The organism is Agrococcus sp. ARC_14 (assembly GCF_022436485.1).
GTDB lineage: Bacteria > Actinomycetota > Actinomycetes > Actinomycetales > Microbacteriaceae > Agrococcus.
Genome location: NZ_JAKUDO010000002.1, coordinates 213,573 through 238,313 on the forward strand (window position 1 = coordinate 213,573; position 24,741 = coordinate 238,313).

Annotated in this window: 22 protein-coding genes and 1 tRNA gene; 15 read left to right on the plus strand and 8 right to left on the minus strand. The window is 71.1% G+C overall.

What is annotated here, in order from left to right; genetic code table 11:
• Nucleotides 1-174 precede the first annotated feature (174 nt).
• The 5 genes from MKD51_RS14275 (at nucleotide 175) to MKD51_RS14295 (ending at nucleotide 6,858) form a co-directional block, all read left to right on the plus strand.
• Nucleotides 175-2,472, plus strand: coding sequence for a bifunctional UDP-sugar hydrolase/5'-nucleotidase (locus MKD51_RS14275; protein WP_240241154.1), 2,298 nt, complete (start codon nucleotides 175-177; stop codon nucleotides 2,470-2,472).
• Nucleotides 2,473-2,667: 195 nt separating this feature from the next.
• Nucleotides 2,668-3,180, plus strand: coding sequence for an amino-acid N-acetyltransferase (locus tag MKD51_RS14280; RefSeq protein ID WP_240241155.1), 513 nt, complete (start codon nucleotides 2,668-2,670; stop codon nucleotides 3,178-3,180).
• A 25-nt stretch (nucleotides 3,181-3,205) separates the two neighbouring features.
• Nucleotides 3,206-3,883 (plus strand): hypothetical protein, encoded by a 678-nt coding sequence (locus tag MKD51_RS14285; RefSeq protein ID WP_240241156.1) that lies wholly within the window; start codon nucleotides 3,206-3,208, stop codon nucleotides 3,881-3,883.
• 54 nt (nucleotides 3,884-3,937) lie between these two features.
• Complete coding sequence (locus MKD51_RS14290) at nucleotides 3,938-5,299, plus strand: NAD(P)/FAD-dependent oxidoreductase (protein ID WP_240241157.1); 1,362 nt, start codon at nucleotides 3,938-3,940, stop codon at nucleotides 5,297-5,299.
• Nucleotides 5,296-6,858: an APC family permease gene (locus MKD51_RS14295; protein WP_240241158.1), complete on the plus strand. Its 1,563-nt coding sequence runs from the start codon at nucleotides 5,296-5,298 to the stop codon at nucleotides 6,856-6,858. Before MKD51_RS14290 ends, MKD51_RS14295 begins: the two co-directional genes overlap by 4 nt.
• Here MKD51_RS14295 and radA read toward each other — a convergent pair.
• Nucleotides 6,855-8,216, minus strand: a complete 1,362-nt coding sequence (gene radA / locus MKD51_RS14300; protein ID WP_240241159.1) for a DNA repair protein RadA — start codon at nucleotides 8,214-8,216, stop codon at nucleotides 6,855-6,857. The two genes, MKD51_RS14295 and radA, sit on opposite strands and share 4 nt — an antisense overlap.
• A 91-nt stretch (nucleotides 8,217-8,307) precedes the next feature.
• Between radA and MKD51_RS14305 the strand changes: the two genes are divergently transcribed.
• The 3 genes from MKD51_RS14305 (at nucleotide 8,308) to MKD51_RS14315 (ending at nucleotide 9,319) form a co-directional block, all read left to right on the plus strand.
• A complete protein-coding gene (locus MKD51_RS14305) occupies nucleotides 8,308-8,676 on the plus strand; it encodes a VOC family protein (protein ID WP_240241160.1) in 369 nt (122 codons plus the stop codon).
• Entirely contained in the window at nucleotides 8,673-9,194 is a 522-nt protein-coding gene (locus tag MKD51_RS14310; RefSeq protein ID WP_240241161.1) for a GNAT family N-acetyltransferase, read from the plus strand. Before MKD51_RS14305 ends, MKD51_RS14310 begins: the two co-directional genes overlap by 4 nt.
• A 34-nt stretch (nucleotides 9,195-9,228) precedes the next feature.
• Nucleotides 9,229-9,319 (plus strand) — tRNA-Ser (locus tag MKD51_RS14315).
• Between the two features lie 56 nt (nucleotides 9,320-9,375).
• Here MKD51_RS14315 and MKD51_RS14320 read toward each other — a convergent pair.
• Both MKD51_RS14320 and MKD51_RS14325 read right to left on the minus strand, forming a co-directional pair.
• Nucleotides 9,376-10,062, minus strand: coding sequence for a LysR family transcriptional regulator substrate-binding protein (locus MKD51_RS14320; RefSeq protein WP_240241162.1), 687 nt, complete (start codon nucleotides 10,060-10,062; stop codon nucleotides 9,376-9,378).
• Between the two features lie 170 nt (nucleotides 10,063-10,232).
• Nucleotides 10,233-10,874: a dienelactone hydrolase family protein gene (locus MKD51_RS14325; RefSeq protein WP_240241163.1), complete on the minus strand. Its 642-nt coding sequence runs from the start codon at nucleotides 10,872-10,874 to the stop codon at nucleotides 10,233-10,235.
• Between the two features lie 64 nt (nucleotides 10,875-10,938).
• Here MKD51_RS14325 and MKD51_RS14330 point away from each other — a divergent pair, with 64 nt between their 5' ends.
• Genes MKD51_RS14330 through MKD51_RS14340 form a run of 3 tightly spaced genes read left to right on the plus strand, consistent with a single transcriptional unit; the run spans nucleotide 10,939 to nucleotide 13,262 of the window.
• Nucleotides 10,939-12,171, plus strand: coding sequence for a hypothetical protein (locus MKD51_RS14330; protein WP_240241164.1), 1,233 nt, complete (start codon nucleotides 10,939-10,941; stop codon nucleotides 12,169-12,171).
• 41 nt (nucleotides 12,172-12,212) lie between these two features.
• A complete protein-coding gene (locus tag MKD51_RS14335) occupies nucleotides 12,213-12,752 on the plus strand; it encodes an NUDIX hydrolase family protein (RefSeq protein WP_240241165.1) in 540 nt (179 codons plus the stop codon).
• 51 nt (nucleotides 12,753-12,803) lie between these two features.
• Complete coding sequence (locus tag MKD51_RS14340; protein WP_240241166.1) at nucleotides 12,804-13,262, plus strand: hypothetical protein; 459 nt, start codon at nucleotides 12,804-12,806, stop codon at nucleotides 13,260-13,262.
• Nucleotides 13,263-13,276: 14 nt separating this feature from the next.
• Here MKD51_RS14340 and MKD51_RS14345 read toward each other — a convergent pair whose 3' ends face one another.
• Nucleotides 13,277-14,041 carry an NAD(P)H-dependent oxidoreductase gene (locus tag MKD51_RS14345; RefSeq protein WP_240241167.1) on the minus strand — a complete coding sequence of 255 codons (765 nt, stop codon included), beginning with the start codon at nucleotides 14,039-14,041 and terminating at the stop codon, nucleotides 13,277-13,279.
• 68 nt (nucleotides 14,042-14,109) lie between these two features.
• Here MKD51_RS14345 and MKD51_RS14350 point away from each other — a divergent pair, with 68 nt between their 5' ends.
• The 3 genes from MKD51_RS14350 to MKD51_RS14360 all read left to right on the plus strand — a co-directional run bounded on the left by MKD51_RS14350 (nucleotide 14,110) and on the right by MKD51_RS14360 (nucleotide 18,024).
• The gene (locus MKD51_RS14350; protein ID WP_240241168.1) at nucleotides 14,110-14,448 is read left to right on the plus strand and encodes a helix-turn-helix domain-containing protein; all 339 of its coding nucleotides are present in this window, start codon (nucleotides 14,110-14,112) and stop codon (nucleotides 14,446-14,448) included.
• 200 nt (nucleotides 14,449-14,648) lie between these two features.
• Entirely contained in the window at nucleotides 14,649-16,412 is a 1,764-nt protein-coding gene (locus MKD51_RS14355) for an SGNH hydrolase domain-containing protein (protein ID WP_240241169.1), read from the plus strand.
• A gap of 139 nt (nucleotides 16,413-16,551) precedes the next feature.
• The gene (locus MKD51_RS14360) at nucleotides 16,552-18,024 is read left to right on the plus strand and encodes an MFS transporter (protein ID WP_346986736.1); all 1,473 of its coding nucleotides are present in this window, start codon (nucleotides 16,552-16,554) and stop codon (nucleotides 18,022-18,024) included.
• Here the strand turns inward: MKD51_RS14360 and MKD51_RS14365 are convergent.
• The 4 genes from MKD51_RS14365 to MKD51_RS14380 all read right to left on the minus strand — a co-directional run bounded on the left by MKD51_RS14365 (nucleotide 17,958) and on the right by MKD51_RS14380 (nucleotide 20,989).
• Nucleotides 17,958-18,824 carry a fused MFS/spermidine synthase gene (locus MKD51_RS14365; protein ID WP_240241170.1) on the minus strand — a complete coding sequence of 289 codons (867 nt, stop codon included), beginning with the start codon at nucleotides 18,822-18,824 and terminating at the stop codon, nucleotides 17,958-17,960. The two genes, MKD51_RS14360 and MKD51_RS14365, sit on opposite strands and share 67 nt — an antisense overlap.
• Nucleotides 18,821-19,279: a SprT-like domain-containing protein gene (locus MKD51_RS14370; RefSeq protein ID WP_240241171.1), complete on the minus strand. Its 459-nt coding sequence runs from the start codon at nucleotides 19,277-19,279 to the stop codon at nucleotides 18,821-18,823. The genes MKD51_RS14365 and MKD51_RS14370 overlap by 4 nt, the downstream gene beginning before the upstream one ends.
• A gap of 108 nt (nucleotides 19,280-19,387) precedes the next feature.
• A complete protein-coding gene (locus MKD51_RS14375) occupies nucleotides 19,388-19,960 on the minus strand; it encodes a hypothetical protein (RefSeq protein ID WP_240241172.1) in 573 nt (190 codons plus the stop codon).
• Nucleotides 19,961-20,158: 198 nt separating this feature from the next.
• Nucleotides 20,159-20,989, minus strand: a complete 831-nt coding sequence (locus MKD51_RS14380) for a fused MFS/spermidine synthase (RefSeq protein WP_240241173.1) — start codon at nucleotides 20,987-20,989, stop codon at nucleotides 20,159-20,161.
• 253 nt (nucleotides 20,990-21,242) lie between these two features.
• On the opposite strand from MKD51_RS14380, the gene rpoB reads away from it, so the two are divergent.
• Complete coding sequence (gene rpoB / locus MKD51_RS14385) at nucleotides 21,243-24,713, plus strand: DNA-directed RNA polymerase subunit beta (protein ID WP_240241174.1); 3,471 nt, start codon at nucleotides 21,243-21,245, stop codon at nucleotides 24,711-24,713.
• The last annotated feature ends 28 nt before the right edge of the window (nucleotides 24,714-24,741 follow it).

The window sequence follows — 24,741 nt, forward strand, 5'->3', positions numbered from 1 at the left end:
TCGACGGACGCATCGAAGCGAGGAGGGGAGCCCCGGCGGCTCCCCTCCTCGCTTCGTCTGAGCAGCGGAGTCACCGAACGTTCACTTTCGGGGCTCGCGCGTCGGCATGTGCACTGCATAGGCTCCGAAGCGGTGCCCTTGGCACCCTCCCCGTCCCCTGCATTCGGAGAACCAGTGAACAAGCACGCGAAGCGCACCATGGCGGCTGGAGCCGCCTGCGCCGTCGGCATCGGAGCGCTCATCGTCCCGACCGCCGCGGTGGCCGCGCCCATCATCGTCGATCCTGAGACAACGGCCGTCGTCAACCTGCTCCACTTCAACGACTTCCACGGCCGGCTCGATGCCGACGAGACCGTGCAGTTCGCTGGCACCATCGAGCAGCTGCGCGCGGACTACCCCTCGAACTCGCTGCTGCTCTCCGGTGGCGACAACATCGGCGCATCCAACTTCGTCTCCGCGTCGCAGCAGGATGAGCCGACCATCGACGTGCTCAACGCCCTCGGCGTGGACGCGGCCGCCGTCGGCAACCACGAGTTCGACCAGGGCGTCGCAGACCTGACCGGGCGCGTCGATGCGCTCGCCGACTTCCCCTACCTCTCCGCCAACGTGACGCTCGACGGTGCGCCGATCGGCCCCTCGCACGCGACCTTCGAGGTCGACGGCCTCACGGTCGGCGTGATCGGCGCCGTCACGCGCCAGACGCCCAGCCTGGTCGACGGCTCCGGCATCGCCGGTGTCGAGTTCGGCGACCCGATCACCGCGGTCAACGACGTCGCTGCACAGCTCACCGACGGCGATGCTGGCAACGGTGAGGCCGACGTGATCGTCGCCGAGATCCACGAGGGCGTCGACGTGCGGCTCGACGCGGGCGCCTCGCAGGAGGAGCAGAGCGCGACCCTCGGCTCGCTCGGCGGCTTCATGGAGTCGCAGGTGCAGGAGCTCTCCGCCGATGTCGACGTGGTCTTCAACGGCCACACGCACCGCATCTACTCGTGGCTCTCGCCCGCGCCCGCCGGTGAGGGCGCCCAGCGCGCCATCATGCAGTCGAACGAGTACGGCAACCTCGTCGGTCAGGTCGTGCTCGAGGTCGATCGCGCGAGCGGCGACGTCTCGGTCGCCGAGATCGCCAACCACGAGCGCTCGACCGAGGAGGCCGCGACGCTCGCGGCGACCTACCCGCGCGCCGCTGCCGTGCAGACGATCGTCGACGAGGCGATCGCGCAGGCCGATGTGCTCGGCAACGTCGAGGTCGGCACGGTCTCCGGCCCGATCACGGTGCCGCTCGAGTCCAACGGCAACCGCAGCGAGGAGTCGGCCGCGGCGCAGCTCGTCGCCAACATGTATCGCGATCAGCTCGCCGATGAGGCGCGCGGCGGGGCCCAGGTCGGCATCGTGAACCCCGGTGGTGTGCGCGACAGCCTGCTGTTCGAGCCCACCGAGCCCGAGACCGAGCCCGGCGTCGTGCGACTGGCCGAGGCCAACACGATGCTGCCGTTCATCAACAACCTCTGGACGATCACGCTCACCGGTGCAGAGCTCGACGCCCTGCTCGAGCAGCAGTGGCAGCGCCAGGCAGACGGCAGCCCCGTTCCGGAGGGCACCCGCGAGTACCTGCAGCTGGGGCTCAGCGACAACGTCACCTACGTCTCCGACCCCTCCCGCGAGCTCGACGACCGCGTCAGCGACATCCGTGTCGACGGCGCGTTCGTCTCGCCCGAGCAGGAGATCCGCATCGCCAGCGCCTCGTTCCTCATGGGCGTCGGCGGCGGCACTCCGGGCGACAACTTCTGGGCGTTCGCGGAGGGCACCGACGAGCGCGACTCCGGTCTCGTCGACCAGGATGCGCTGCTCGCGTACCTGGGCGACAACTCGGGCATCGCTCCCGACTACGCCGTGCGCCATGTCGACATCACGGGTCTGCCCGGCGAGGCCGTCGAGGAGGGCAGCGAGGTGACCATCTCGGTCGCGCAGCTCGACCGCATCCGCTCCACCGGTGCAGAGGCCTCGGCGACCGCAGACGTCGTCGACGCCAAGGGTGCCGTGCTCGGCTCGGCCGGTGTGGTCGTGAACGAGGATGAGACGGGCGCTCCCCTGACGACCTCTGCCGAGATCACCTTCGAGGCGGCGATCGTCGACCAGGCGGCAGCCGCTCCGGTCGCCGAGCCGGTCGTGCAGACCTACGCGATCCAGACCGACGGCGGCACGGTCGTGCCGTTCCAGCTGCTCGTGACGCCTGCCGCAGACGTCACGGAGCCGCCGGTCGTGACCGAGCCGCCGACCGACGAGCCGACCGAGACGCCAGTCCCGACGGCGCCGGCTCCCGGCGACGACGACGGCCAGGCTGGCGGCTCCGGCTCGCTGCCGCAGACCGGTGGCGAGATCTCGCCGATGCTGTGGGTCGGTGCCGGCCTGCTGGTGCTGATCGGCGCCGCGCTGCTCATCGTGGGCCGCCTGCGCCGCGCAGCGGAGTAGTCGCAGACACGCAGAGGGGCCTGGGCTTCGGCCCGGGCCCCTCTGCCATGTCACCGGTCATGTCGACGCGGCGCCGCTGTTGCCGCGCCGCATCGGGTCCGACCGCCTGACGCTGATCGACACGCGGCAGGTCGGCCAGTTCGCGAGGCTGGTGTTCCGGGTCGGGGATCCCAGCGGGCAGTAGGCTCGATCCCTATGACTTCCGCCGCATCTGCCATCACCGTGCGCCCCGCGCGCACGAGCGACGTCCGGGGCATGCAGACGCTCATCGAGCCCTACGTGCGACGCCGGATCCTGCTGGGCAAGGAGCTCGTGACGCTCTTCGAGGCGGTGCAGGAGTTCGTCGTCGCCGAGCGCGACGGGCAGCTGGTCGGCTGTGGCGCGCTGCACGTGCTGTGGGAGGACCTCGGAGAGGTGCGCACGATCGCGGCCGCCGAGGGTGCCGTCGGCAAGGGCGTCGGCCACGCGATGCTCGATGCCCTCGAGGAGCGCGCGGCGACGCTCGGCCTCACGCGGCTGTTCTGCCTCACCTTCGAGACCGGGTTCTTCGGCAGGCACGGCTATCGGGAGGTCGCCGAGCAGGTCGTCGAGCCCGATGTGTTCTCCGAGCTGCTGCGCTCGATCGACGGTGGAGTGGCCGAGTTCCTGGATCTTGCGCACGTGAAGCCCAACACCCTGGGCAACACGCGCATGCTCAAGCAGCTCTGAGCCCGCGCTCGCCTACCCTGGATCGGTGAGCACGGGATCTTCAGCCAAGCGCCGCGCAGCAGTGCGCCGACGTCGCACGCTGCTCGCGCTGCTCGCGATCGTGGTCGCCGTTGCAGTCGCGCTGCTCATCTGGCAGCCCTGGGCCACTGCAGAGACGCCTCCCGAGACCGCCCCGAGCGAGACCGCGCCCGCGGAGTCTCCCGCGCCGGAGGCGACGGATGCGGCGGAGGAGACGCCGTCGCCGAGCCCGACGGAGCCCTTCACGCCGATCGGTGGCGACCCGGATGCGGATGCCAGCGAGCCCTGCGCAGCCGAGGCCGTGCGCATCACGCCGCAGACTGACCGCACCACCTACCGCGCGGGGGAGCCGGTGCAGCTCTCGTTCACGATCGAGAACACCGGCGAGGCCGCGTGCTCGCTGAATGCCGGCACGAGCGTGCAGGAGTACGAGATCCGCACGGGCGACGAGCTCGTCTACCGCTGGTCGGACTGCGCGACGGACGCGCAGGACGACATCGTCGCGCTCGAGCCCGGCACCCCGCAGTCGACGGTGCCGATCGAGTGGGATCGCACCGTGTCGTCGAACGACACCTGCACCGCCGAGCGCGAGCAGGTCTCCGCCGGCGGCGCCGCCTACAACCTCAGCGTGCGGGTCGGTGACTACCCGGGCAGCGAGAACCGTCAGTTCATCCTGGAGGAGTGACCGCGGCGCCCTCCGAGCGCTAGGTTCGCCTCAGGCACTCGGAGTGGAGACCACATGGCACAGCAGGATTCGATCGACGTCGACGTCGTGATCGTCGGGGCGGGCCCCGCCGGCCTCTCGGCCGCGACCGCTCTCGTGGAGTCTGGGCGCACCGTCGCGGTGCTCGAGGCTCGCGACCGTGTCGGCGGCCGCACCTGGACCAGCACGATCGACGGCGCGATGCTCGAGATCGGCGGCCAATGGATCTCGCCCCACCAGACCGTCCTGCTCGAGACCATCGAGCGGCTCGGCCTCGAGACCTTCCAGCGCTACCGCGAGGGCGAATCGGTGTTCGTGGATGCCGAGGGCTCGGCCGTGCGGTTCACCGACGACTTCCCGATCGACGCCGCCACCCTTGCGGAGCTCGACCGCCTGATCGCCGCCGTCGAGGCGCTCGTCGCCGAGATCGACCCGGATGCGCCGTGGGATCACCCGCGGGCGCGCGAGCTCGACACCGTCTCCTTCGAGCGCTGGCTGCGCGACCAGACCGACGACCTGACCGCCGCCCACCTGACCGCGCTGTTCATCGGCCCGGCGATGCTCACCAAGCCCGCGCATGCGTTCTCCACGCTGCAGGCGCTGCTCATGGCGGCGAGCGCCGACGGCTTCGCCAACCTGCTCGACGAGGATGAGATCCTCGACCGCCGCGTCGTCGGCGGCATGCAGCAGGTCAGCGTGCGCATGGCGGAGGCGCTCGGCGACGCCGTGCACCTCTCGGCGCCGGTGCGGCGCATCGAGCGCTCCGACGACGGCGTCACGGTCGTCGCCGACGGCGTGAGCGTGCACGGCAGCCGCGTCATCGTCGCCGTCCCGCCCAACCTCATCACCCGCATCGATGTGCAGCCGCCGCTGCCGCGCAGGCAGCACCAGCTGCACCAGCACCTCTCGCTCGGCTTCGTCATCAAGGTGCACGCCGTCTACGATCGGCCCTTCTGGCGCGACGCCGGGCTCTCGGGCACCGGCTTCGGCCCAGACGAGCTCGTGCATGAGCTCTACGACAACACGAACCACGAGGATGCCCGCGGCACGCTCGTCGGGTTCGTCTCCGACGAGCATGCGGATGCCGCGTTCCGGCTGACCGACGAGGAGCGCCGTCGGCGGATCCTCGAGTCCGTCGCGAAGTACTTCGGGCCGGAGGCGCTCGAGCCCGTCGTCTACTACGAGAGCGACTGGGGGAGCGAGGAGTGGACCCGCGGCGCCTACGCCGCCAGCTACGACCTCGGCGGCCTCCACCGCTACGGCGCCGACCAGCGCCAGAGCGTCGGCCCCATCCACTGGGCGTGCAGCGACTACGCCGGGCACGGCTACCAGCACGTCGATGGCGCCATCCGCTCCGGTCAGCAGGCCGCCGCCGACGTGATCGCGAGCCTCGCATGAGCCAGGCGCAGCCCCACAAGGGCAAGGGCCTCTCTGCTGGATCCGTCGGCCTCATCGGAGCGATCGTCATCGGCGTCTCATGCATCGCTCCGGCGTACACGCTCACCGCCGCGCTCGGCCCGACGGTGTCGGAGGTCGGTGTGCAGGTGCCCGCGATCATGCTCGCCGGATTCCTGCCCATGCTGCTGGTCGCCTTCGGCTACCGGGAGCTCAACAGCGCCATGCCCGACTCCGGCACGACGTTCACCTGGGTGACGCGCGCCTTCGGCCCGTGGGTCGGCTGGATGGCCGGCTGGGGCCTCATCGCGGCGACCATCCTGGTGCTGTCGAACCTCGCGGGCATCGCCGTCGACTTCTTCTTCCTGCTGCTCGCGCAGGTCTTCGGGCAGCCGGCCATCGCCGACCTGGCCGGCGAGGCGGGCATCAACGTGCTCGTCTGCCTGCTGTTCATGGCGGGCGCCACCTTCATCTCCTACCGCGACGTCAAGACCACGCAGCGGCTGCAGTACTGGCTCGTCGGCATCCAGGTGCTCGTGCTCCTAGGCTTCGCCGCGGCCGCCATCGTGCACGTCGCGAACGGCACGGCCTTCGACGCGACGCCCGTCGACCCATCCTGGTTCAACCCCTTCGCCGTCAGCTCGTTCACCGCCTTCGCGGCAGGCCTGTCGCTGTCGATCTTCATCTTCTGGGGCTGGGATGTCACGCTCACGATGAACGAGGAGACGAAGGGCTCAGACAAGACGCCGGGGCTCGCTGCCACCTGGACCGTCGTGATCATCATGGTGCTCTACCTGCTGCTCGCGATCTCGCTGATCGCCTACGCGGGCGTCGGCGACGGGGAGTTCGGGCTCGGCAACGCCGACATCCAGGACAACGTGTTCTTCGCGCTCGCGGGCCCGATCCTGGGGCCGCTCGCCGTGCTCGTCTCGCTCGCGGTGCTCATGAGCTCTGCCGCATCGCTGCAGTCGACGTTCGTGAGCCCCGCGCGCACGCTGCTCGCGATGGGCCACTACGGCGCGCTGCCGGGGCCCTTCGCACGCGTGACCGAGCGCTTCAAGTCGCCCGGCTTCGCGACGCTCGTGGCGAGCGCGGTGGCGAGCGGCTTCTACGCGATCATGCGCTTCATCAGCGAGAACGTGCTGTGGGACACCATCACGGCGCTGGGCATGATGATCTGCTTCTACTACGGGCTGACGGCGTTCGCGGCGGTCTGGTACTTCCGCCGCACCTGGTTCCAGTCGTGGCGCACCGCGCTCTACCGGCTCGTGTTCCCGCTGCTCGGCGGCACCGTGCTCGCGGTGCTGTTCGTGACGACGCTCATCGACTCGATGGACCCGGAGTACGGCTCGGGCTCGAACATCGGAGGGCTCGGGCTGGTGTTCGTGCTCGGCATCGTCACGCTCGGCCTCGGCGTCGTCGTCATGATCGTGCAGGCGGTGCGGCAGCCGGCGTTCTTCCGCGGCGAGCGCATCGCAATCGGCGCCTCGGATGGCGGCCGCGACCTGACGCTCGACACGGCGATGCTCGAGGTGCCGAAGCCGGAGCAGCCCGTCGGCTAGAAATCCGGCACGGCCACCAGCCGCGGGCGGGCCTCTGCCTCACGACGCCCCTGGCTGATCGCCTCGGGGATGGCGTTGCGCACCAGCGCGACGCTCTCGTCGATGACACGGGTGTAGCCCAGCCGTCGAGCCTCGGTGACGCGACGCTTGACGGCGGAGGCAGCGCGGACCTCGCCCGCGAGCGAGAGCTCACCGATCGCGGCGAGGCGACCGGGGAGCGCGACGTTCCTGTCGGCGCTGGCGATCGCGAGCGCGATGGCGAGGTCGGCGCCCGGCTCGGTGAGCTTGATGCCGCCGACGGTGGACACGTAGACGTCCTTGGCGCCCAGCTGCATGCCCGTGTGCCGCTCGAGCACCGCGAGCACCATCGCGACGCGCGAGGCGTCCACGCCGTTGACGACCCGGCGCGGCTGCGGCGTCGAGGCGGCGACCACGAGCGCCTGCACCTCCACCGGGATCGCCCGCCGCCCCTCGAGCGCGACCGTGACGCACGTGCCGGCGAGCGGCGTCGTCGAGCGCGAGAGGAACAGGCCGGATGGGTCTGGCACCTCGAGGATGCCGTCGCCGGTCATCTCGAAGCAGCCGACCTCGTCGGTGGGTCCGAAGCGGTTCTTCGACGCGCGCACGAAGCGCAGCGCTGTCTGCCGGTCGCCGTCGAAGTGCGCGACCACGTCGACGAGGTGCTCGAGCACGCGGGGACCCGCGACCGAGCCGTCCTTGGTGACGTGCCCGACCAGCAGCAGGGGCACATCCGCTTCCTTGGCCGCGCGCGTGAGCGCAGAGGCGACGTCGCGCACCTGGCTCGGCCCGCCGGCGAGCCCCTCGTTGTCGGCGTTGGCGACGGCCTGCACCGAGTCGACGATCACGAGCTCTGGCTGGGTGTCGCGCAGCTGCCCGAGGATCGTCCCCAGGTCGGTCTCGCTCGCGAGGTAGAGCTGCGGCTCGAGCGCGCCCGTGCGCTCGGCGCGCAGCCGCACCTGCGCGAGCGACTCCTCGCCGGAGACGTAGAGCACGCGCTTGCCGGCGGAGGCCGCCTTCGCCGCGACGGCGAGCAGCAGCGTCGACTTGCCGACGCCCGGCTCGCCGGAGCACAGCACCACCGCACCCGGCACGATGCCGCCGCCGAGCACGCGATCGAACTCCGAGATCCCGGTCGGCCACCTGGGCGCATCCGCCGTCTGCAGCTCGGTGATCGGGCGGGCAGCGCGGTCGGCCGGCACCGAGCCGGCGCTCACGCGGGACGAGCTCGTGCCCGCCGCCTCGACCGTGCCCCACTGCTGGCACTCACCGCAGCGGCCGACCCACTTGAGGGTCGTCCAGCCACACTCGGAGCAGCGGAATCCGGGAGCCTTGACCATGCGTCCGAGGCTAGCGGCGACCGCTGACGTGCCGCGCCACGACGGACGCGCCTGTCAGCGGTCGCCGAGCCCCATCGACTACGTTTGCCCCATGCTCACCGTCGGCTCCATCGTGATCCGCTGCTCCGACCTCGAGCGTCAGCTGCTGTTCTGGAGCGCCGCGCTCGACTACGAGCCGCGCCTGCCGATCGACGCCGACTTCGCGCTGCTGCGGCCGCGCGCCGGTGAGGGGCCGAACGTCTCGCTCGACGCGCACCCGAGTGAGCGCAGCCTGCCGCCACGCATCCACCTCGACCTCTACGCCGACGACCAGGCGGCGGAGGTCGCGCGCCTGGAGGCGCTCGGCGCGCAGCAGGTGCATTGGCCGAAGCGCCCCGACGACGCCGACTACCTGATCATGGAGGACCCGGAGGGCAACCGCTTCTGCGTGGTCGACGCCGCACCGGGGGAGGCCGCATGACCGCGAACATCCGAGACGCCACGATCGACGACGTCGCCGGCATCGCGCGCGTGCGCGTCGACACCTGGCGCGCGGCCTACGGCGGGCTCGTGCCACAGGAGATCCTCGACCGCATGGACGTCGAGCGCGAGACCGCCCGCCGCATGGAGCACTGGGATGACATGCACGCGGATGCGGGCTGCCACGACCTGGTCGCGGTGGTCGATGGCGAGGTGGTCGGCTGGGCGATGTGCGGGCCGGCGCGCGATCAGGATGCGCCGGCGACGGGCGAGGTCTATGCGATCTACGCGCACGCGTCGCGCTGGTCGCGGGGCGTCGGCAATGCCCTGCTGAGCGAGCTCGAGCGGCGGCTCGTCGCCGACGGCCACCAGGGCGCCTACCTGTGGCGGCTGCTCGGCAACGAGCGCGCGGCGCACTTCTACGAGGCGCACGGCTGGCATGCCGACGGCGGGGAGAAGGCGCACGAGGGGCTGGTGGAGCAGCGGCACCTGCGCCACCTGGGTGCCGCCTCGGTTTGAGCAGCACCGCTGTGCTCGTGTAAGGTCGTCCCTTGGTGACGTGTCCGAGCGGCCGAAGGTGCGACTCTCGAAAAGTCGTGTAGGGTAACCCCCTACCGTGGGTTCAAATCCCACCGTCACCGCCAAACCGCGTCTTTGCTCTCGCCAGCAAGGGCGCGGTTTTTCTTGCTGGCAGGGAGCTTCAGCGGCGGCGGCCCGGGCCGGGGCGGCCGGATCTGCCGGGGCCGCCGGGGCGGCGGGGGCGATTGGCGCCGGGCTTGGGCTTCGGCTTCGAGGAGCGCGGCTTCGCGCCGGTGGCGGCGTTGCCCGGCTCGACGAGGTGCTCGCGGTCGCCGCGGGAGGAGCCCGGCTTGCGCCCGCGGGCGATGCCGATGAGCTCCTGGTGCAATGGCGAGTCGGCGGCTTCGAGCCAGACGAGCGCGATGGTCGTCGGCGGCAGGTCGGTGACGACGCGCTGGCGCGTGTCGGGGCCGGAGAGCGCGCGCGCGACCGACATCGGCACGATCGCGACGCCGGCGCCCGCCGCGACCGTCTCGAGCAGCTGCGCGAGCGTCAGCTCGCCCTGCTCGAGCATCGGCTCGCCGTCGAGATCGGCGGTCGTCACCGTCTCGAACGCCACGATCGGGTGGCCCTTCGCGGCGACGACCACCGGCAGCTCGTCGTAGAGGCGCACGATGTGGAGGCCCTCACCGGCGACGGGCAGCCGCGCCAGCACGGCATCGACCCGTCCGTCCTGCAGCGCCAGCACCGCATCCGCCTCGTCGATCGAGACGAGCTGCGCTGGCACGTCGGGCACCCGCTCGCGCCAGACGCGCAGCCACTTGGCAGGGGTCACCCCCGGCACACCGCCCAGCCTGAATCGCTCCATGGGCTCAGTCTGCCGTGCCGAGCGGCCGTGGTTGGCAGCCAGACCTGCGGGGAGGTGCTGGGCTGGCACAGACCGCGCGCGTTCGATCGGCCCGAGCGCGTCGCGGGCCCGCCATTCCGGTCGGCGTGCCGCTCAGCCCGATCGAACGCGCGCCGAAGGCGGCAAGAGGCTCAGACGCGCTCGAGGAAGGCCACCACGTCGGCGAGCTCCTCCGCGACGATCGTGTGCGCGCGGGCGTACGTGCGCCGGTCGACGTCGAAGTGCGCGTCGAGCCACGGCGTCGAGCGCTCGATCTTGTCGGTGTGGATGACCTGGTCGAGCGTGCCGATCGTCGTCAGCAGCGGGATGCGCGGCTGCTGTGCCGACAGCTCGGCGTCGCCGGGCAGCTCGCCTGCGTGCACGAAGGAGGCGAGGTGTGCGATCGAGGCGAAGCGCGCAGGCGCGATGCGCGCGAGCTGCACGGCCATCGCGCCGCCCTGCGAGAAGCCCAGCAGGTGCACCCGTGCGTACCGCTGCTCGAGCCCGTCGAGCCAGGCGAGCACCGCGTGCGCGGCCTCGTCGATGATGGTGTGGTCGTCGCTGTCGATCGGCGAGAACTCGAACCAGGCGAAGCCGCCGCCATAGGGGATCGGGGCGCGCAGCGAGGCCACGGTGAGGGCCGCCGGCAGGTGAGGGGCGAGCCCGAACAGGTCGCCCTCGTGCGAGCCGATGCCGTGCATGACCACGAGCAGCTCGCGCGGCTCGTCGGCCGACCGCTCGTCGCCGGGCACGCCCTCGCGCCAGCGGACCACATCCGCGTCGATCTGCAGCACGACATCCCCCATCTCCGGCGCCACCGGGCGGCGAGCACCATCAGGAACACCGTAGCCTCGAGGCATGGCGAACACGTCGGCGACCACCAGGGTGCTGAGCCCGGTCGGCGGCTCTGGGAGCGGCCGCCGCAGACCGACGCGCCGCGGCGCCGCGCGCATCGGCCGGGTCGTCTCGCTCGATGCCGCACGCGGCCTGCTGGTGCTCGCGACCGTCTTCTGGCTCGCAGCTCCGCGCCGCCCGTTCCCGGGCTCCGGGCCGTGGGGCGCGATCGGCATCGACGCGATCGTGCTGCCCGCCTTCGCCGTCGTGCTCGGCTGCGCCTTCGCCATGGCGCAGCACCGCAGCTGGTCGACCGCCGGCCGCGTCATCCGCCGCACCCTCATCCTGCTGCTGATCGGCCTGCTCATCGCCGCCGGGGCTGCGCTCATCGCGGGCGCGGCGTCCGGTGTCCCTGTCGACCCGGAGGCGGGCACCCTCGGCGGTCTCGAGCGCATCCGGGTCGCAGGCCCGCTGCTGCAGCTCGGCGTCGCCGCCGCCGCGCTCGGCCTGCTCGGCGTGCTCGCGCGCAGCTGGGCCGGCTGGGCCTTCGCAGTGGTGCTCGCGACCGGCGTGGGGGCGGGCGCGCTGTGGCTGGCCACGGGACTCTGCGGTGAGCTGAGCGATCGCTGCAGCCCCGCGACGCTCATCGTCACGGGGGTGGCGGATGCGGCAGGCAGCACGGCAGACCCGCTCATCATCGTCGCGGTCACCACGGTCGTCGCAGGGCTCGGCCTCGCGCTGCCAGCAGCAGCCGGCGCCGCGCTCGTGCACGCGTTCCTGCGTGCACGCAGCGTCAGCGGCCACCAGCGCGGCCGCGTGATCGGCTACGGGCTGCTCGCCGCACTGCTGTTCGGCATCCTCGGCGTGCTCGCCTTCTTCACGCCCACCGTCTGGGGCCAGCAGGCGCTCCAGCCGGCGACCGCGCTCTGGACGCCGCCGCTCACCCTCTTCGTCGCGACGCTGGCCGGCCTGCTCGCGACCGCGATGCATCCGGCGATCGACACCGACCTGCGCGGCGGCACCTCCGCGCTCGGCGTCTTCGCACAGCCGTTCGCCGCGGTCGGCCGCATCAGCCTGCTCGCGGTCGGCGCGACGCTCGCCGCACGCACCCTGCTCGACGCGCTCTCGCCCAGCCCCGTCGAGTGGTTCGCCCGGCTCGGCGACATCCCGTCGATCGCGCTCGGCGGCATCGTGGTGGCGCTGTGGCTCGCGGTGGCGCAGTGGGCCGAGCGCTCGGGTCGCCGCCTGCGTCCCTAGGGCTCAGCGGGAACCGGCTCCCGAGAGGGCACAATGGACGCATGGCCGTTCGCACCCCTGACCCCAATCCCGGCTGGCTGAGCGACGAAGAGCTGCAGCAGGTCAGGGAGCGGATGCCGATCCTCTACGTCGAGGCGATCCCGGTCAGGCTCGACGGCCTCGGCCAGGTCACCGAGGTCGGGATGCTGCTGCGCATGAACGCGCAGAGCGAGATGACGCGCACGATCGTCTCGGGCAGAGTGATGCGCGGCGAGCGGGTGCGCGACGCGCTCTACCGTCACCTGGAGAAGGATCTCGGGCCGATGGCCTTCCCGCAGCTGCAGGCAGCCCCCGCGCCGTTCCACATCGCCGAGTACTTCCCGCTGCCGGGCGACGGCATCTACTCCGACGACCGTCAGCATGCGGTCTCGCTCTGCTACATCGTGCCGGTCACCGGCACCTGCGAGCCCCGCCAGGACGCCCTCGAGCTCACCTGGCTCTCGCCGGAGGCCGCGGCCTCCGAGCTCGTCACCGTCGAGATGGAGGGTGGCCGCGGGTCGCTCGTGCGGGCGGCGCTGGCGCACCTGGGCGCCCTGCGCTGAGGGAGCGGTCGCGCGCCGCTCCTCAGCTCCAGGGAGCCGTAGGCTGGCCGCATGAGTGCCGACTACCAGGTGACCCTCGAGTGGGGCGCCGCTGGCATGAGCGTGGCCGCTGCCGACGTGATCGTGATCGCCGATGCCGACCGCGGGCCGGAGACGGCCATGCTGCTGGCCCGGGCCTCGCGCACGGCGCGCGTGCTCGAGGCGACGCTCGAGAGCGCTGCCGCAGTCGCGCGCGCCGCGCTCGACGAGCAGGAGCGGCGAGGCGACCGGGTCTCGATCGCGATCGTCGCGGCGGGGGAGCGCTGGGCTGACGGCTCGCTTCGGCCGGGCGCCGCAGATCTGCTGGTCGCCGGCCGCGTCGTCGATGCGCTGGCGGAGCTCGGCATCGACTTCCACAGCCCCGCCTGCGCGGCCGCGTGCGCTGCGGCCGTCACGCTCCGCGGCGCCACCCGGGCGCTCGTCGCTGCCGAGGCGGTGCAGCGCGAGCGCGCGACGCACGACGCCCGCTGACGCGAGCGGCCTGCTCAGCGCACGACGTGCACGTCGAGGCTGGTCTCGCCCGGGCGGATGTGCGGGAGCAGCGCCCACTCGGAGGAGTAGTCGCCCGTGAACTGCGGCCGGTAGGGGATCGGGTCGTCGCTGAACAGCCCGTCGAGGCGGTCTCGGAGACCGAGGAACGGGTCGTCCTCCGTGTCGGTGAAGTCGGCGCTCGGCAGCGCCCACGGCTCGAGCACGCTCATGCCGGTGTAGGCGAGCGTGCCGTGCAGCAGGCCGAAGAGCAGCTGCTCGAGCTCACCGCTCTTGCCGCGGGGGCCGATCGAGGCTGCGCGGTCGCCCAGCGTCGTCGCCACCAGCGCGCGGGTGCCGACGAACTGCCCCTGCTCGAAGCGCAGCCGTCTGCCGGTCGCCTCGTCCGTGCCGAACGCGAAGCCGGACACCAGCACCCGGTCGAGCCAGCCCTTCATGATCGCCGGCATGCCGTACCACCAGAGCGGGAACTGCAGCACGACCGCGCTCGCCCGCCGCAGCTTCTCCTGCTCGGCGGCGACGTCGCCCGGCTGCGTGCCCTCGAGGTAGTCGCGCCGGGTGTCGGCCGTGACGCTGAAGCGGCCGCTGGTCGTGTCGCTCGGCCGCAGCACCGGATCCCACGCCATCGCGTAGAGGTCGGATTCGATCACCTCGTGCCCGCGCTCGCGCAGGTGCGCGATGCCCTGCTCGCGCAGGCTGCCGGTGAGCGAGCGAGGCTCAGGGTGGGCGCTGATCCACAGGACCGTCTCTCGGGGAGTCATCGAGCCAGCATGCCGAGTCTTGCGCAGAATCGGTAGTACGGACATTCTTGTCACCGAAGGAGGTTCGGATGCGACTACCGGTGCAACGGGCGATCGAGGTGTGCTCCGTCGAGGTCGCCGTCTCGGTGCTCGGGGGCACATGGAAGCTGACGCTCGTCAAGCATCTGCTCGGCGGCACGCTGCGCTTCGGCGAGCTCTGCAGGCTGCTGCCGCTGGCCAACACCCGCACGCTCACGCGTCAGCTCAGGGAGCTCGAGGAGGACGGCATCCTGATCCGCACCGTGTACCCGCAGGTGCCACCGAAGGTGGAGTACTCCCTCAGCGAGCTCGGCGAGAGCCTCGCCCCGGTGGTGGCTGCCATGGATGGCTGGGGCGCCGCCTTCGAGCGCTCCTCCACCGCGCGCTGAACCGCGCTGCGGCGAGGTCGGGCTTTCCTGCGCCTGCCGCGCGGCATCCGAATCCGCGCTCGCGCTCGCGCGTCCGTGCATTACGATGCGCATGACCCGCATCGTTGCCGCTCTCGCGAGCTTGCCGCTTCGCGGGCCGCGGAGCCGCATTCGGCTGGCCCTGCGAGCAGCGGCGACACCCGGAGTGGAAGGCAGAAGCGATGCGTGGAGTGCCCGGTCGTGCCCTGACCCTGATCGTCTCGCTCGGGATGGCGATCAGCGTGCTCAGCCCGGACGCGGCAGCGCTCGCGACTCCGTCGCCGACCCCGCCGCCCGCACCGTCGCAGTCGTCGGAGCCGACACCCACGCCGAGTCCTTCGGCGCCACCTGTCGTCACGCCGACACCCACGCCGACACCCACGCCGACCGAGCCCATCCCGGCGCCGACCGCCACCCCTGCCCCTTCGCCTGCCTCTTCGCCTGCCGCGGTCGCGCCGATGGCCCAGCTGCCGACGGGCGACCAGCCGGCCGCGCAGGAGCCGAAGGTGCACGCGTCGCTGTGGATGACCACCGACACGACCTGGGTGCGCTTCGGTCGCTCCGTGACCGTCACCGGTCGGCTCTGGGCGGGCGAGGTGGGCGTCGCAGGCGCCCCGGTGCGCATCGTCGGCCTCTCGGCGCGCACGGGCCGCTGGGTGGTGCTCGCGACGGTCACCACCCGCGCCGACGGCCGGTTCACGCACGTGTTCACCCCGCTGGAGGGCTACCGCATCAAGGCGGAGGTGCTCGACAGCCCGCGCGTCGCGGCCGCGGCGAGCCGCTCGCGGACGATCACGGTGAAGCCCGGCATCTCCGGCGTCGCGCCGAGGGGGTCGAGCCACGCATCGATCGGCGGCGAGTATGTCGTGACCGGCGGCGTCTACGCACAGCTGGCCGGGCGCCGCATCAAGCTCGAGGGGCTGACGTCGAGCGGCTGGACGACCATCGCGCAGAGCTCCGTGACGAGCACCGGCGCGTTCGCGCTGCGACACACGGTGCGCGATGCCGCAGTGACGCACACCCGCGTGATCCTGCCGTCGAGCGGCACCGGCCTGCTCGTCGCTGCGGGGCCGACGGTGTCGCTGCGCACCTGGTCGACGCCCGGGGCGCTGGCTGCCGCGAACCTGCAGTGCTTCGGCGTCGACGCGATCCTCGACGCCGCGTGTCCGACGACCGGTGGCGCCGGGGTGATCGCGCCGACGACCGACGCGAGCAGGCTGTTCGCCCAGACCGGCGGTGCGTTCGCATCCGCCTGCTGGAAGTCCAGCACGACGGTGCTCGTGCCGGTGTGCACGAGGGGCAGCACCCGTGCCGACGCGCTGCGCGTCGCCTTCATCGGCGACTCGCACGCCGCCGGGTACGCCGCGACGATGGAGTCGGAGTTCGTGTACTGGAACTGGAGCGTCGACACCTATCTCGGCCGCAGCTGCCGCTGGGAGTACGTGCCGGAGGGCCACGGCTGCGAGCCGCGCTACCGCCAGCTGGCGGCAGCGGCGGTCTCGGGCGAGTACGACCTCGTGGTCTACACGGGTCTGCGATTCCCCTACGCCGACCGACCGGCTGAGGCGGCAGAGGTCCGCGACCGGTACGTGCGCGCCTGGCAGCCGGTCGTCGACGCCGGCATCCCGCTCATCGTCATGAGCGACCTCCCGCACATCGGCATCGGCACCATCGACTGCGTCACGGAGTCCTCGGGCGCGTCACCCTTCGGCTGCTCGGTGCCGCAGAGCTACGCCCATCGCGGCTGGGACCCCGTGCTCGAGGCTGCGGCGCTCGTGCCGGAGGTGCGCGTCGTCGACGTCACCCGCTACCTCTGCGTCGACGGCACGTGTCCGCTGGTGATCGGCGGCGCGATCGTCTACCGCGACGCGCACCACCTCACCGGCACCTACCTGACCTCGATCTCCTCGAAGATCATGTGGGAGCTTCGGCGCGCCTCGCGCTGAGCCGCGCTCCCGGGGGCGGCCCCATTCGCCCCTGGTCGGTGTCGGCGGCCCGGTCTAGGTTTGCCCTGTGAGCGATCAGCAGCCCGCCGGGTCGACCGGCAACCAGGCCCCGCGATCGGGTCGTGACCAGCCCGCGCCGATCGCCAGCGAGCGCATCTTCCTGCACGTGCTCGCCAACACGGCGCTCGCGAACATCACGACGGCGTTCGTCTGGTTCGCGCTGACGTTCTGGGTCTACATCGAGACCGAGAGCGTGCTCGCGACCGGCATGATCGGCGGTGCCTACATGCTGTTCATCGCCTTCGGCAGCATCCTGTTCGGCTCGATCGTCGACCACCACCGCAAGCTGCGCGTGATGCTGCTCTCCGGCACGATCACGCTCATCGCCTTCGCGATCGCCGGCGTCATGTACCTGCTGCTGCCCGAGCCGGTGCTGCTCGAGCTCACCTCGCCGTGGCTGTGGCTCTTCATGGCGATCATCCTGGCCGGCTCGGTCGTCGAGCACATGCGCAACATCGCGCTCTCGACGACCGTCACGATCCTCGTGCCCGACGAGCGGCACGCGAACGCCAACGGTCTGGTCGGCACCGTGCAGGGGCTCGCGATGATCGTCACGAGCGTGTTCTCCGGCCTCGCCATCGGCTTCCTCGGGATGGGCTGGACGATCGCGATCGGCATCGGCCTGCTCGCCATCAGCCTCGCGCATCTCATGACCCTGCGCATCCCGGAGGACGTCGTGGCGGTCGACCCCGACGACACCGCGACGGGCATCGATCTGCGCGGCTCGATCCGCGCCGTGCTCGCGATCAGCGGCCTGTTCGCGCTCATCATCTTCTCGACGTTCAACAACTTCATCGGCGGCGTCTACATGGCGCTCATGGATCCCTACGGCCTCGAGCTCTTCAACGTGCAGACCTGGGGCATCATCTTCGGCGTCGCCTCGACCGGCTTCATCGTCGGCGGCCTCGTGATCGCCAAGTTCGGCCTCGGCAAGCGCCCGATCCGCACGCTGCTCATCGTCGTCGCGATCATGGGCGTGCTCGGCGCGATCTTTACGATCCGCGAGTGGTGGTGGCTCTACGCGATCGGCACCTGGGCCTACATGGCGCTCATCCCGGCGGCAGAGGCCGCCGAGCAGACGATCATCCAGCGGGTCGTGCCGCTGGCGCGACAGGGCCGCGTGTTCGGCTTCGCGATGGCGTTCGAGTCTGCGGCCGCGCCCATCACGGCCTTCCTCATCGCACCGCTCGCCGAGTTCTTCATCCTCCCGTGGGCGCGATCCTCCGAGGGCGCTGCAACGCTCGAACCGCTGCTGGGCACCGGCGAGGCACGCGGCATCGCGCTCGTGTTCCTGGGCGCGGGCATCGTCATGGTGATCGCGGCAGGGCTCGCGTTCCTCACCAGGTCGTATCGCCTGATCAGCCGCTCCTACGAGGCGTCTGCCCCCGCGCAGACCACGACCGATGGCGCCGACGGCGAGTCGACGCCCACGACGGCGGCGACGCGATCGGGCATGACGGATGCGCACGGCGCGGCCGCGCGGGATCAGTCGTCGATGGGCTCGGTGAGCGAGGGCGGCAGCGAGGCGACGCCGCCGGCCGGATCAAGGTAGGCAGCGCGCACGAGCGCTGGTGAGCCGACCGCGGTCGCGTCGGTCACGATCGCCGGCGCCGTGTCTGCGACGAAGCGCTCGAGCCTGCGCCAGTCGAGCGCGGCGACCGGCGGCCGCTTGCCGCGCAGCCGCTCGCGGATCGACTCCATGGGCAGCGGTGCGTCGCTCGCCAGCAGGATCACGTTGCTGAAGCGGGCGCCGGCGAGCGTCGAGCCGGTCGCGAGCAGCCCGACGTGCGCGAACGCCGCACGCACCGTGGCCAGCTGCTGCCGCACGAAGTGGAGCGGTGGCCCGTCGACCGAGTTCGCCACCAGCATGCCGCCCGGCTGCAGCGCTGCGCTCGCCGCACGGTAGAACTCCACCGACGTGAACGCGGCGGGCACGCGGCCGCCGCCGAACACATCCGTCGTCACGAGCGCGACCGGCTCGTCGACGCGCTCGAGCACCGCGCGGCCGTCGCCCACGATCAGCTCGATGCCGGGCGGCAGCGGGGCGGCTTCGAGCACGAGCTCGACGAGCGCCGGCTCGAGCTCGACCACGCGCTGGCGGAGCCGGGGCAGGGCATGCTGCAGCAGCCGCGGCAGCGTGACCGCGCCGCCGCCGAGGTGCAGCGCCGTCGACCCCCCGCCGGCGAGCGCCTCGAGCGCGGCGGCGAGCACCCAGCGTGCAGAAGCGTGTTGCGGCGGCGCCTCCGGGTCGCCGATGTGCGACTGCATGATGCCGTCGATGACGAGCGAGAGCCCGTGCGCATCGCGCTCGAGCCGCGCCTCGTGACCGTTGGAGAGCATGCGGCTCGTCATGCGGCGGCAGCCCGTCTGCTCCAGCGCACCTCGACGACCCGCCTGGCCGCACGGGTGCAGGGCGTGCAGGCGTAGCGCCCCCGCGGCGCGCGGAACCGCACGTGCTCGTGCCCGCCCGGGCAGCTGCCGACCCAGCCGGCACGCTCGGCCGCGATCTCGCCCTGGTGCGTGCGTCCTCCGATGTAGCCGATCTCGCGCGCAGTGCGCCGCCAGAGCGCACCATGGCCCGCCCCCGGCCCCACCATGGCGTGGGCGACCTCGTGCAGCAGGATCTGGTGCACCTCGTCGTCGTCCCAGCGCGCCGCGAGGTGCTTCGAGACGGTGATGCGCCGCGCGGTGTAGTTCGTCAGGCCGGCACGCTTGGCCGCACGGTCGAAGCCGAACGCCCACGAGTCGTCGAGATGCAGTCGGATGAGGGCCTCTGCCCACACGCGCACCCGCTCGAGATCAGCCATCGTTCACCTTCCGCCGGCTGCGAGCATGCCAGCAGCCGGACGTGCTGCGCGAACCGACGGCGCGCGCCTGTGGAAGGTCGACTCTGTGGAGGCCCATCGCCTCGAGGCTCAGCGCCCGCCCCAGATCGGGTGGCTCGCGCGCGGCACGTCCTGCTCCGCGCGCAGCGCCTCGGTCTGCGCGCGGTCCGTCGCGACCATGAGCGCCAGCTCCGCCGCCTCGAGCTGCGAGGCCTCGAGCTCCGCCTCGCGGCAGAGCTCGACCGCGACGGTGAAGTCGATGCACGCCTCCTGCCACTGGCCGAGCGCGAAGTGCACGGTGCCGCGCTGCTGCAGCGCGTGCGCCCACAGCTCGACCCAGTCGTTCGAGCGCGACTCGGCGATGATGCCGGTGCACTCGCGCAGGGCGGTGCGCAGGTCGCCGCGGGTCTGCACGACGGATGCGCGCAGCAGTCGTGCCTCCGCGACGCGGTCGCGCGAGCCGGATGCGCGGGCAAGCGTGACAGCCTCGCTCGCGGCGGTGAGCGCGTCGTCGAGGCGGCCGAGGCTCTCGAGCAGCCAGGCCCGCTCGGAGACGGCGGCAAGCGATCGCTCCCTGCCGAGCTGGCGCAGCCGGCGGGCCGCGGAAGCGACGTCGACAGCGTTCCGCAGCGCGGTCTGGTCGTAGCCGATCGACTCGCTCATGCCCGCAATCGTCGCGCACGCGCGTCATTTCGCCGGGAGCACGCGCCGTACGGCGCCGTGTGCTCTGCACAACGCAAGCCCGCTCGCCCCGAGCAGCGGCAGATCGGCGCTCCTCCCGCCGAGCGCCACGGAATCGGCGCAGCTGGCTTGCGTTGTGCAGACGGCGGGCGGGACAGGCGCCGAGTGGTCCGCCGCGCGTCAGCCGAAGATGCCGCGGTTGGGTGCAGGGCTGGGCGTCGCGTCGGCATCGCGGGTCGGCTGCGCGCCGCCCAGGAACCGGCGCAGCTCCGCGCCGGCCACCACCTTGCCGGGCAGCGGATCGCGTCGCAGCCCGCGGCCGATCTCCTCGAGATCAGGCAGCGCTGCGCCCGCGATCGCCACGATGTTGCCGAAGCGGCGGCCCTTGAGCATGCCGGGGTCGGCGAGCGCCGCCACCTCCTGGTGCACCTCGTGCAGCGCCGCGAGCTGCCGCTTCGCGAAGGCGAGCGTGCGATCGTCCGCGATGTTGACGATCACGACGCCGGTCGGCGCGAGCAGGTCGCGCACGAGCGCGTGGAACTCCACCGTCGTCACGTGGGCCGGCGTCTGCGAGCCCGAGAACACATCCACCACCACCAGGTCGACCGAGCCGCGCAGCCCCGCGGGCAGGCGGGAGAGCTGCTCGCGCGCGTCGCCGTAGCGCACCCGCACGCTCGCGCCGCGGGGGAGGGGCGCCACCTCGCGCACCAGCTCGACCAGCAGCGGCTCGAGCTCGATGACCTGCTGGCGCGAGCCCCGCCTGGTGGCGTCGACGTAGCGCGGGATCGTGAGCGCGCCGGCGCCCAGGTGCACCGCGGTGATCGGGCCGGGCGGCAGCGCGTCGATCACGTGACCCATCTGCTGCACGTACTCATAGACCAGCAGCTCCGGCCGCTCGGTGTCGACGTGCGACTGCGGAGTGCCGTCGACGACCAGCTGCCAGCCACCGGATCCCGAGAAGCGCATCTCGGCGTGCAGACCGCTCGAGAGCCGTCGGGAGGGAGTGCTCACAGGACCATTCTGCGGGGTCCGCGGCGGCCGCTAGCATCGAGCCCCGCGGGCCCGCCAGCCGACACGCCGGAGGGACTGGACATCAGCGGATCGGCGGCGTAGTGTTGCAAGTTGCGCTCACAGACATCCCCTCTGCCTTCATATTGCGGTCGGCGCGCGCCCGAACAGGGCGCTTCAGGGTGTTGACGAGTCTCTCACCGACGACACGATCCCGGGAAGACCCGCAACCCTTCCCGGCCCGGAGGTATCTGCCTTGCCTGAAACGAGTCCTAAGACCGGTCGAAACGCGAGCCGCCTGAGCTTCGCGCGAATCGCGGAGACACTGACGGTTCCCGACCTGCTTGCGCTGCAGACCGAGAGCTTCGAGTGGCTCATCGGCACCGACGCCTGGAAGGTGCGCCTCGCTGCCGAGGAGGCCGTCGGCCGCGACGACGTGCACGCGAACTCCGGCCTCGAGGAGATCTTCGAGGAGATCTCGCCGATCGAGGACCTGAGCGAGAAGATGCAGCTCTCCTTCTCCGAGCCCGTGCTCGACGTGCCGAAGTACACGATCGCCGAGTGCAAGGAGCGCGGCAAGACCTACGCGGCTCCGCTCTACGTCTCCGCCGAGTTCATGAACCACGAGACCGGCGAGATCAAGTCGCAGACGGTCTTCATGGGTGACTTCCCGCTGATGACGGAGAAGGGCACGTTCATCGTGAACGGCACCGAGCGCGTCGTCGTCTCGCAGCTCGTCCGCAGCCCCGGCGTGTACTTCGACCGCACCCCCGAGAAGAACTCCGACAAGGACATCTACTCGGCTCGCGTGATCCCCAGCCGCGGTGCATGGCTCGAGTTCGAGATCGACAAGCGCGACGCCGTCGGCGTGCGCATCGACCGCAAGCGCAAGCAGTCGGTCACGGTGTTCCTCAAGGCCCTCGGCCTCACTGCCGAGGACATCGCCCGCGAGTTCGCCGGCTACGAGTCGATCATGGCGACCCTCGAGAAGGATGCGCCGATGTCGAAGGAGGACGCCCTCCGCGACATCTACCGGAAGCTGCGTCCGGGCGAGCAGGTTGCTGCCGAGGCCGCCCGCGCGCTGCTCGACAACTTCTACTTCAACCCGAAGCGCTACGACCTCGCGAAGGTCGGCCGCTACAAGATCAACCGCAAGCTCGGCATCGACGTGCCCATGAGCGACTCGGTGCTCTCGGTCGACGACATCGTCGCGACCATCAAGTACCTGGTGGCGCTGCACGCCGAGGAGTCCACGATCAAGGGTCTCCGCAAGGGCGAGGAAGTCGACATCCGCCTGGACGTCGACGACATCGACCACTTCGGCAACCGTCGCATCCGCGCCGTCGGCGAGCTCATCCAGAACCAGGTCCGCACGGGCTTGGCTCGCATGGAGCGCGTCGTCCGTGAGCGCATGTCCACGCAGGACATCGAGGCCATCACGCCGCAGACCCTGATCAACGTGCGCCCTGTGAGCGCGGCGATCAAGGAGTTCTTCGGCACCTCGCAGCTGTCGCAGTTCATGGATCAGAACAACCCGCTCGCGGGCCTGACCCACAAGCGCACGCTCTCGGCGCTGGGCCCCGGCGGCCTCTCGCGTGAGCGCGCCGGTGTCGAGGTGCGCGACGTGCACCCCTCGCACTACGGCCGCATGTGCCCGATCGAGACCCCGGAAGGCCCGAACATCGGCCTCATCGGTCGTCTCGCCACCTTCGGTCGCATCAACTCCTTCGGCTTCATCGAGACGCCGTACCGTCGCGTCGAGAACGGCGTCGTCAGCACGCAGATCGACTACCTCACCGCGTCGGAGGAGGACGAGTTCATCGTCGCTCACGCCAACAACGTGATCGATGCGAAGAGCCGCTTCGTCGAGGATCGCGTCGTCGCCCGCAAGAAGGGCGAGGAGGTCGAGCTCGTCGACCCCAAGGCCGTGAACTACATGGACGTCTCGCCGCGCCAGATGGCGTCGGTGGCGACGAGCCTCATCCCGTTCCTCGAGCACGACGACGCGAACCGCGCCCTCATGGGTGCGAACATGCAGCGTCAGGCCGTGCCGCTGGTGCGCTCCGAGTCGCCGCTGGTCGGCACCGGCATGGAGGGCTTCGCGGCCATCGACTCCGGTGACGTCATGACGGCGACCGCCGCGGGTGTCGTCGCAGAGGTGTCTGCCGATCTGGTCACCGTGCAGCTCGACGAGGGCGGCACGCAGCAGTACTTCCTGCGCAAGTTCGCCCGCTCGAACCAGGGCACGTCGTACAACCACCGCGTGATCGTCTCTGCAGGCGACCGCGTCGAGGTCGGCGAGGTCATCGCAGACGGCCCGGCGACCGAGAACGGCGAGCTCGCGCTCGGCAAGAACCTGCTCGTGGCGTTCATGCCGTGGGAGGGCCACAACTACGAGGACGCGATCATCCTCAGCCAGAACCTCGTGAAGGACGACGTGCTCTCGTCGATCCACATCGAGGAGTACGAGGTCGACGCCCGCGACACCAAGCTGGGCAAGGAGGAGGTCACCCGTGATCTCCCGAACGTCGGCCCCGACCTGCTGGCAGACCTCGACGAGCGCGGCATCATCCGCATCGGTGCTGAGGTCGTCCCCGGCGACATCCTCGTCGGCAAGGTCACGCCGAAGGGCGAGACCGAGCTGAGCGCCGAGGAGCGCCTGCTGCGCGCGATCTTCAACGAGAAGAGCCGCGAGGTTCGCGACACCTCCCTCAAGGTGCCGCACGGCGAGCAGGGCACCGTCATCGCGGTCAAGCAGTTCCGCGCTGAGGACGGCGACGACGAGCTGGGCTCCGGTGTGCACGAGAAGGTCGTGGTCTACATCGCGCAGAAGCGCAAGATCACCGAGGGCGACAAGCTCGCCGGCCGTCACGGCAACAAGGGCGTGATCGCCAAGATCCTGCCCGAGGAGGACATGCCGTTCCTCGAGGACGGCACCGCCGTCGACATCGTGCTGAACCCGCTCGGCATCCCGAAGCGCATGAACTTCGGCCAGGTGCTCGAGACGCACCTCGGCTGGATCGCCGCGACGGGCTGGAAGGTCGAAGGCAAGCCGGAGTGGTCGAAGGGACTTGACCAGCGGACGCTCGAGGCTCCGGCCGGCACCAAGGTCGCGACGCCGGTCTTCGACGGCGCCACCGAGGAGTCGATCATCGGCCTGCTCGACGCGACGCTCCCGACCCGTGACGGCGTGCGCCTGATCGACGGCAGCGGCAAGGCGAACCTGTTCGATGGGCGCTCCGGTGAGCCCTACCCGTACCCGATCTCGGTCGGCTACATGTACATCCTCAAGCTGCACCACCTGGTCGACGACAAGATCCACGCGCGTTCGACCGGCCCCTACTCGATGATCACGCAGCAGCCTCTGGGCGGTAAGGCCCAGTTCGGCGGCCAGCGGTTCGGCGAGATGGAGGTCTGGGCGCTCGAGGCGTACGGCGCCGCCTACACCCTGCAGGAGCTCCTCACCATCAAGTCGGACGACATCGTCGGCCGCGTGAAGGTGTACGAGGCCATCGTCAAGGGCGAGAACATCCAGGAGCCCGGCATCCCCGAGTCCTTCAAGGTGCTCATGAAGGAGATGCAGTCGCTCTGCCTGAACGTCGAGGTGCTGAACGCAGCCGGCGACGTCGTCACGCTCCGCGATGACGAGGATGAGGCACTGCGCACGGCCGAGGAGCTCGGCATCAACATCTCGCGCCCCGAGCTGTCGTCGATCGACGACATCTGATCCGGCAGCTAGAGAATTCGACAAGAGG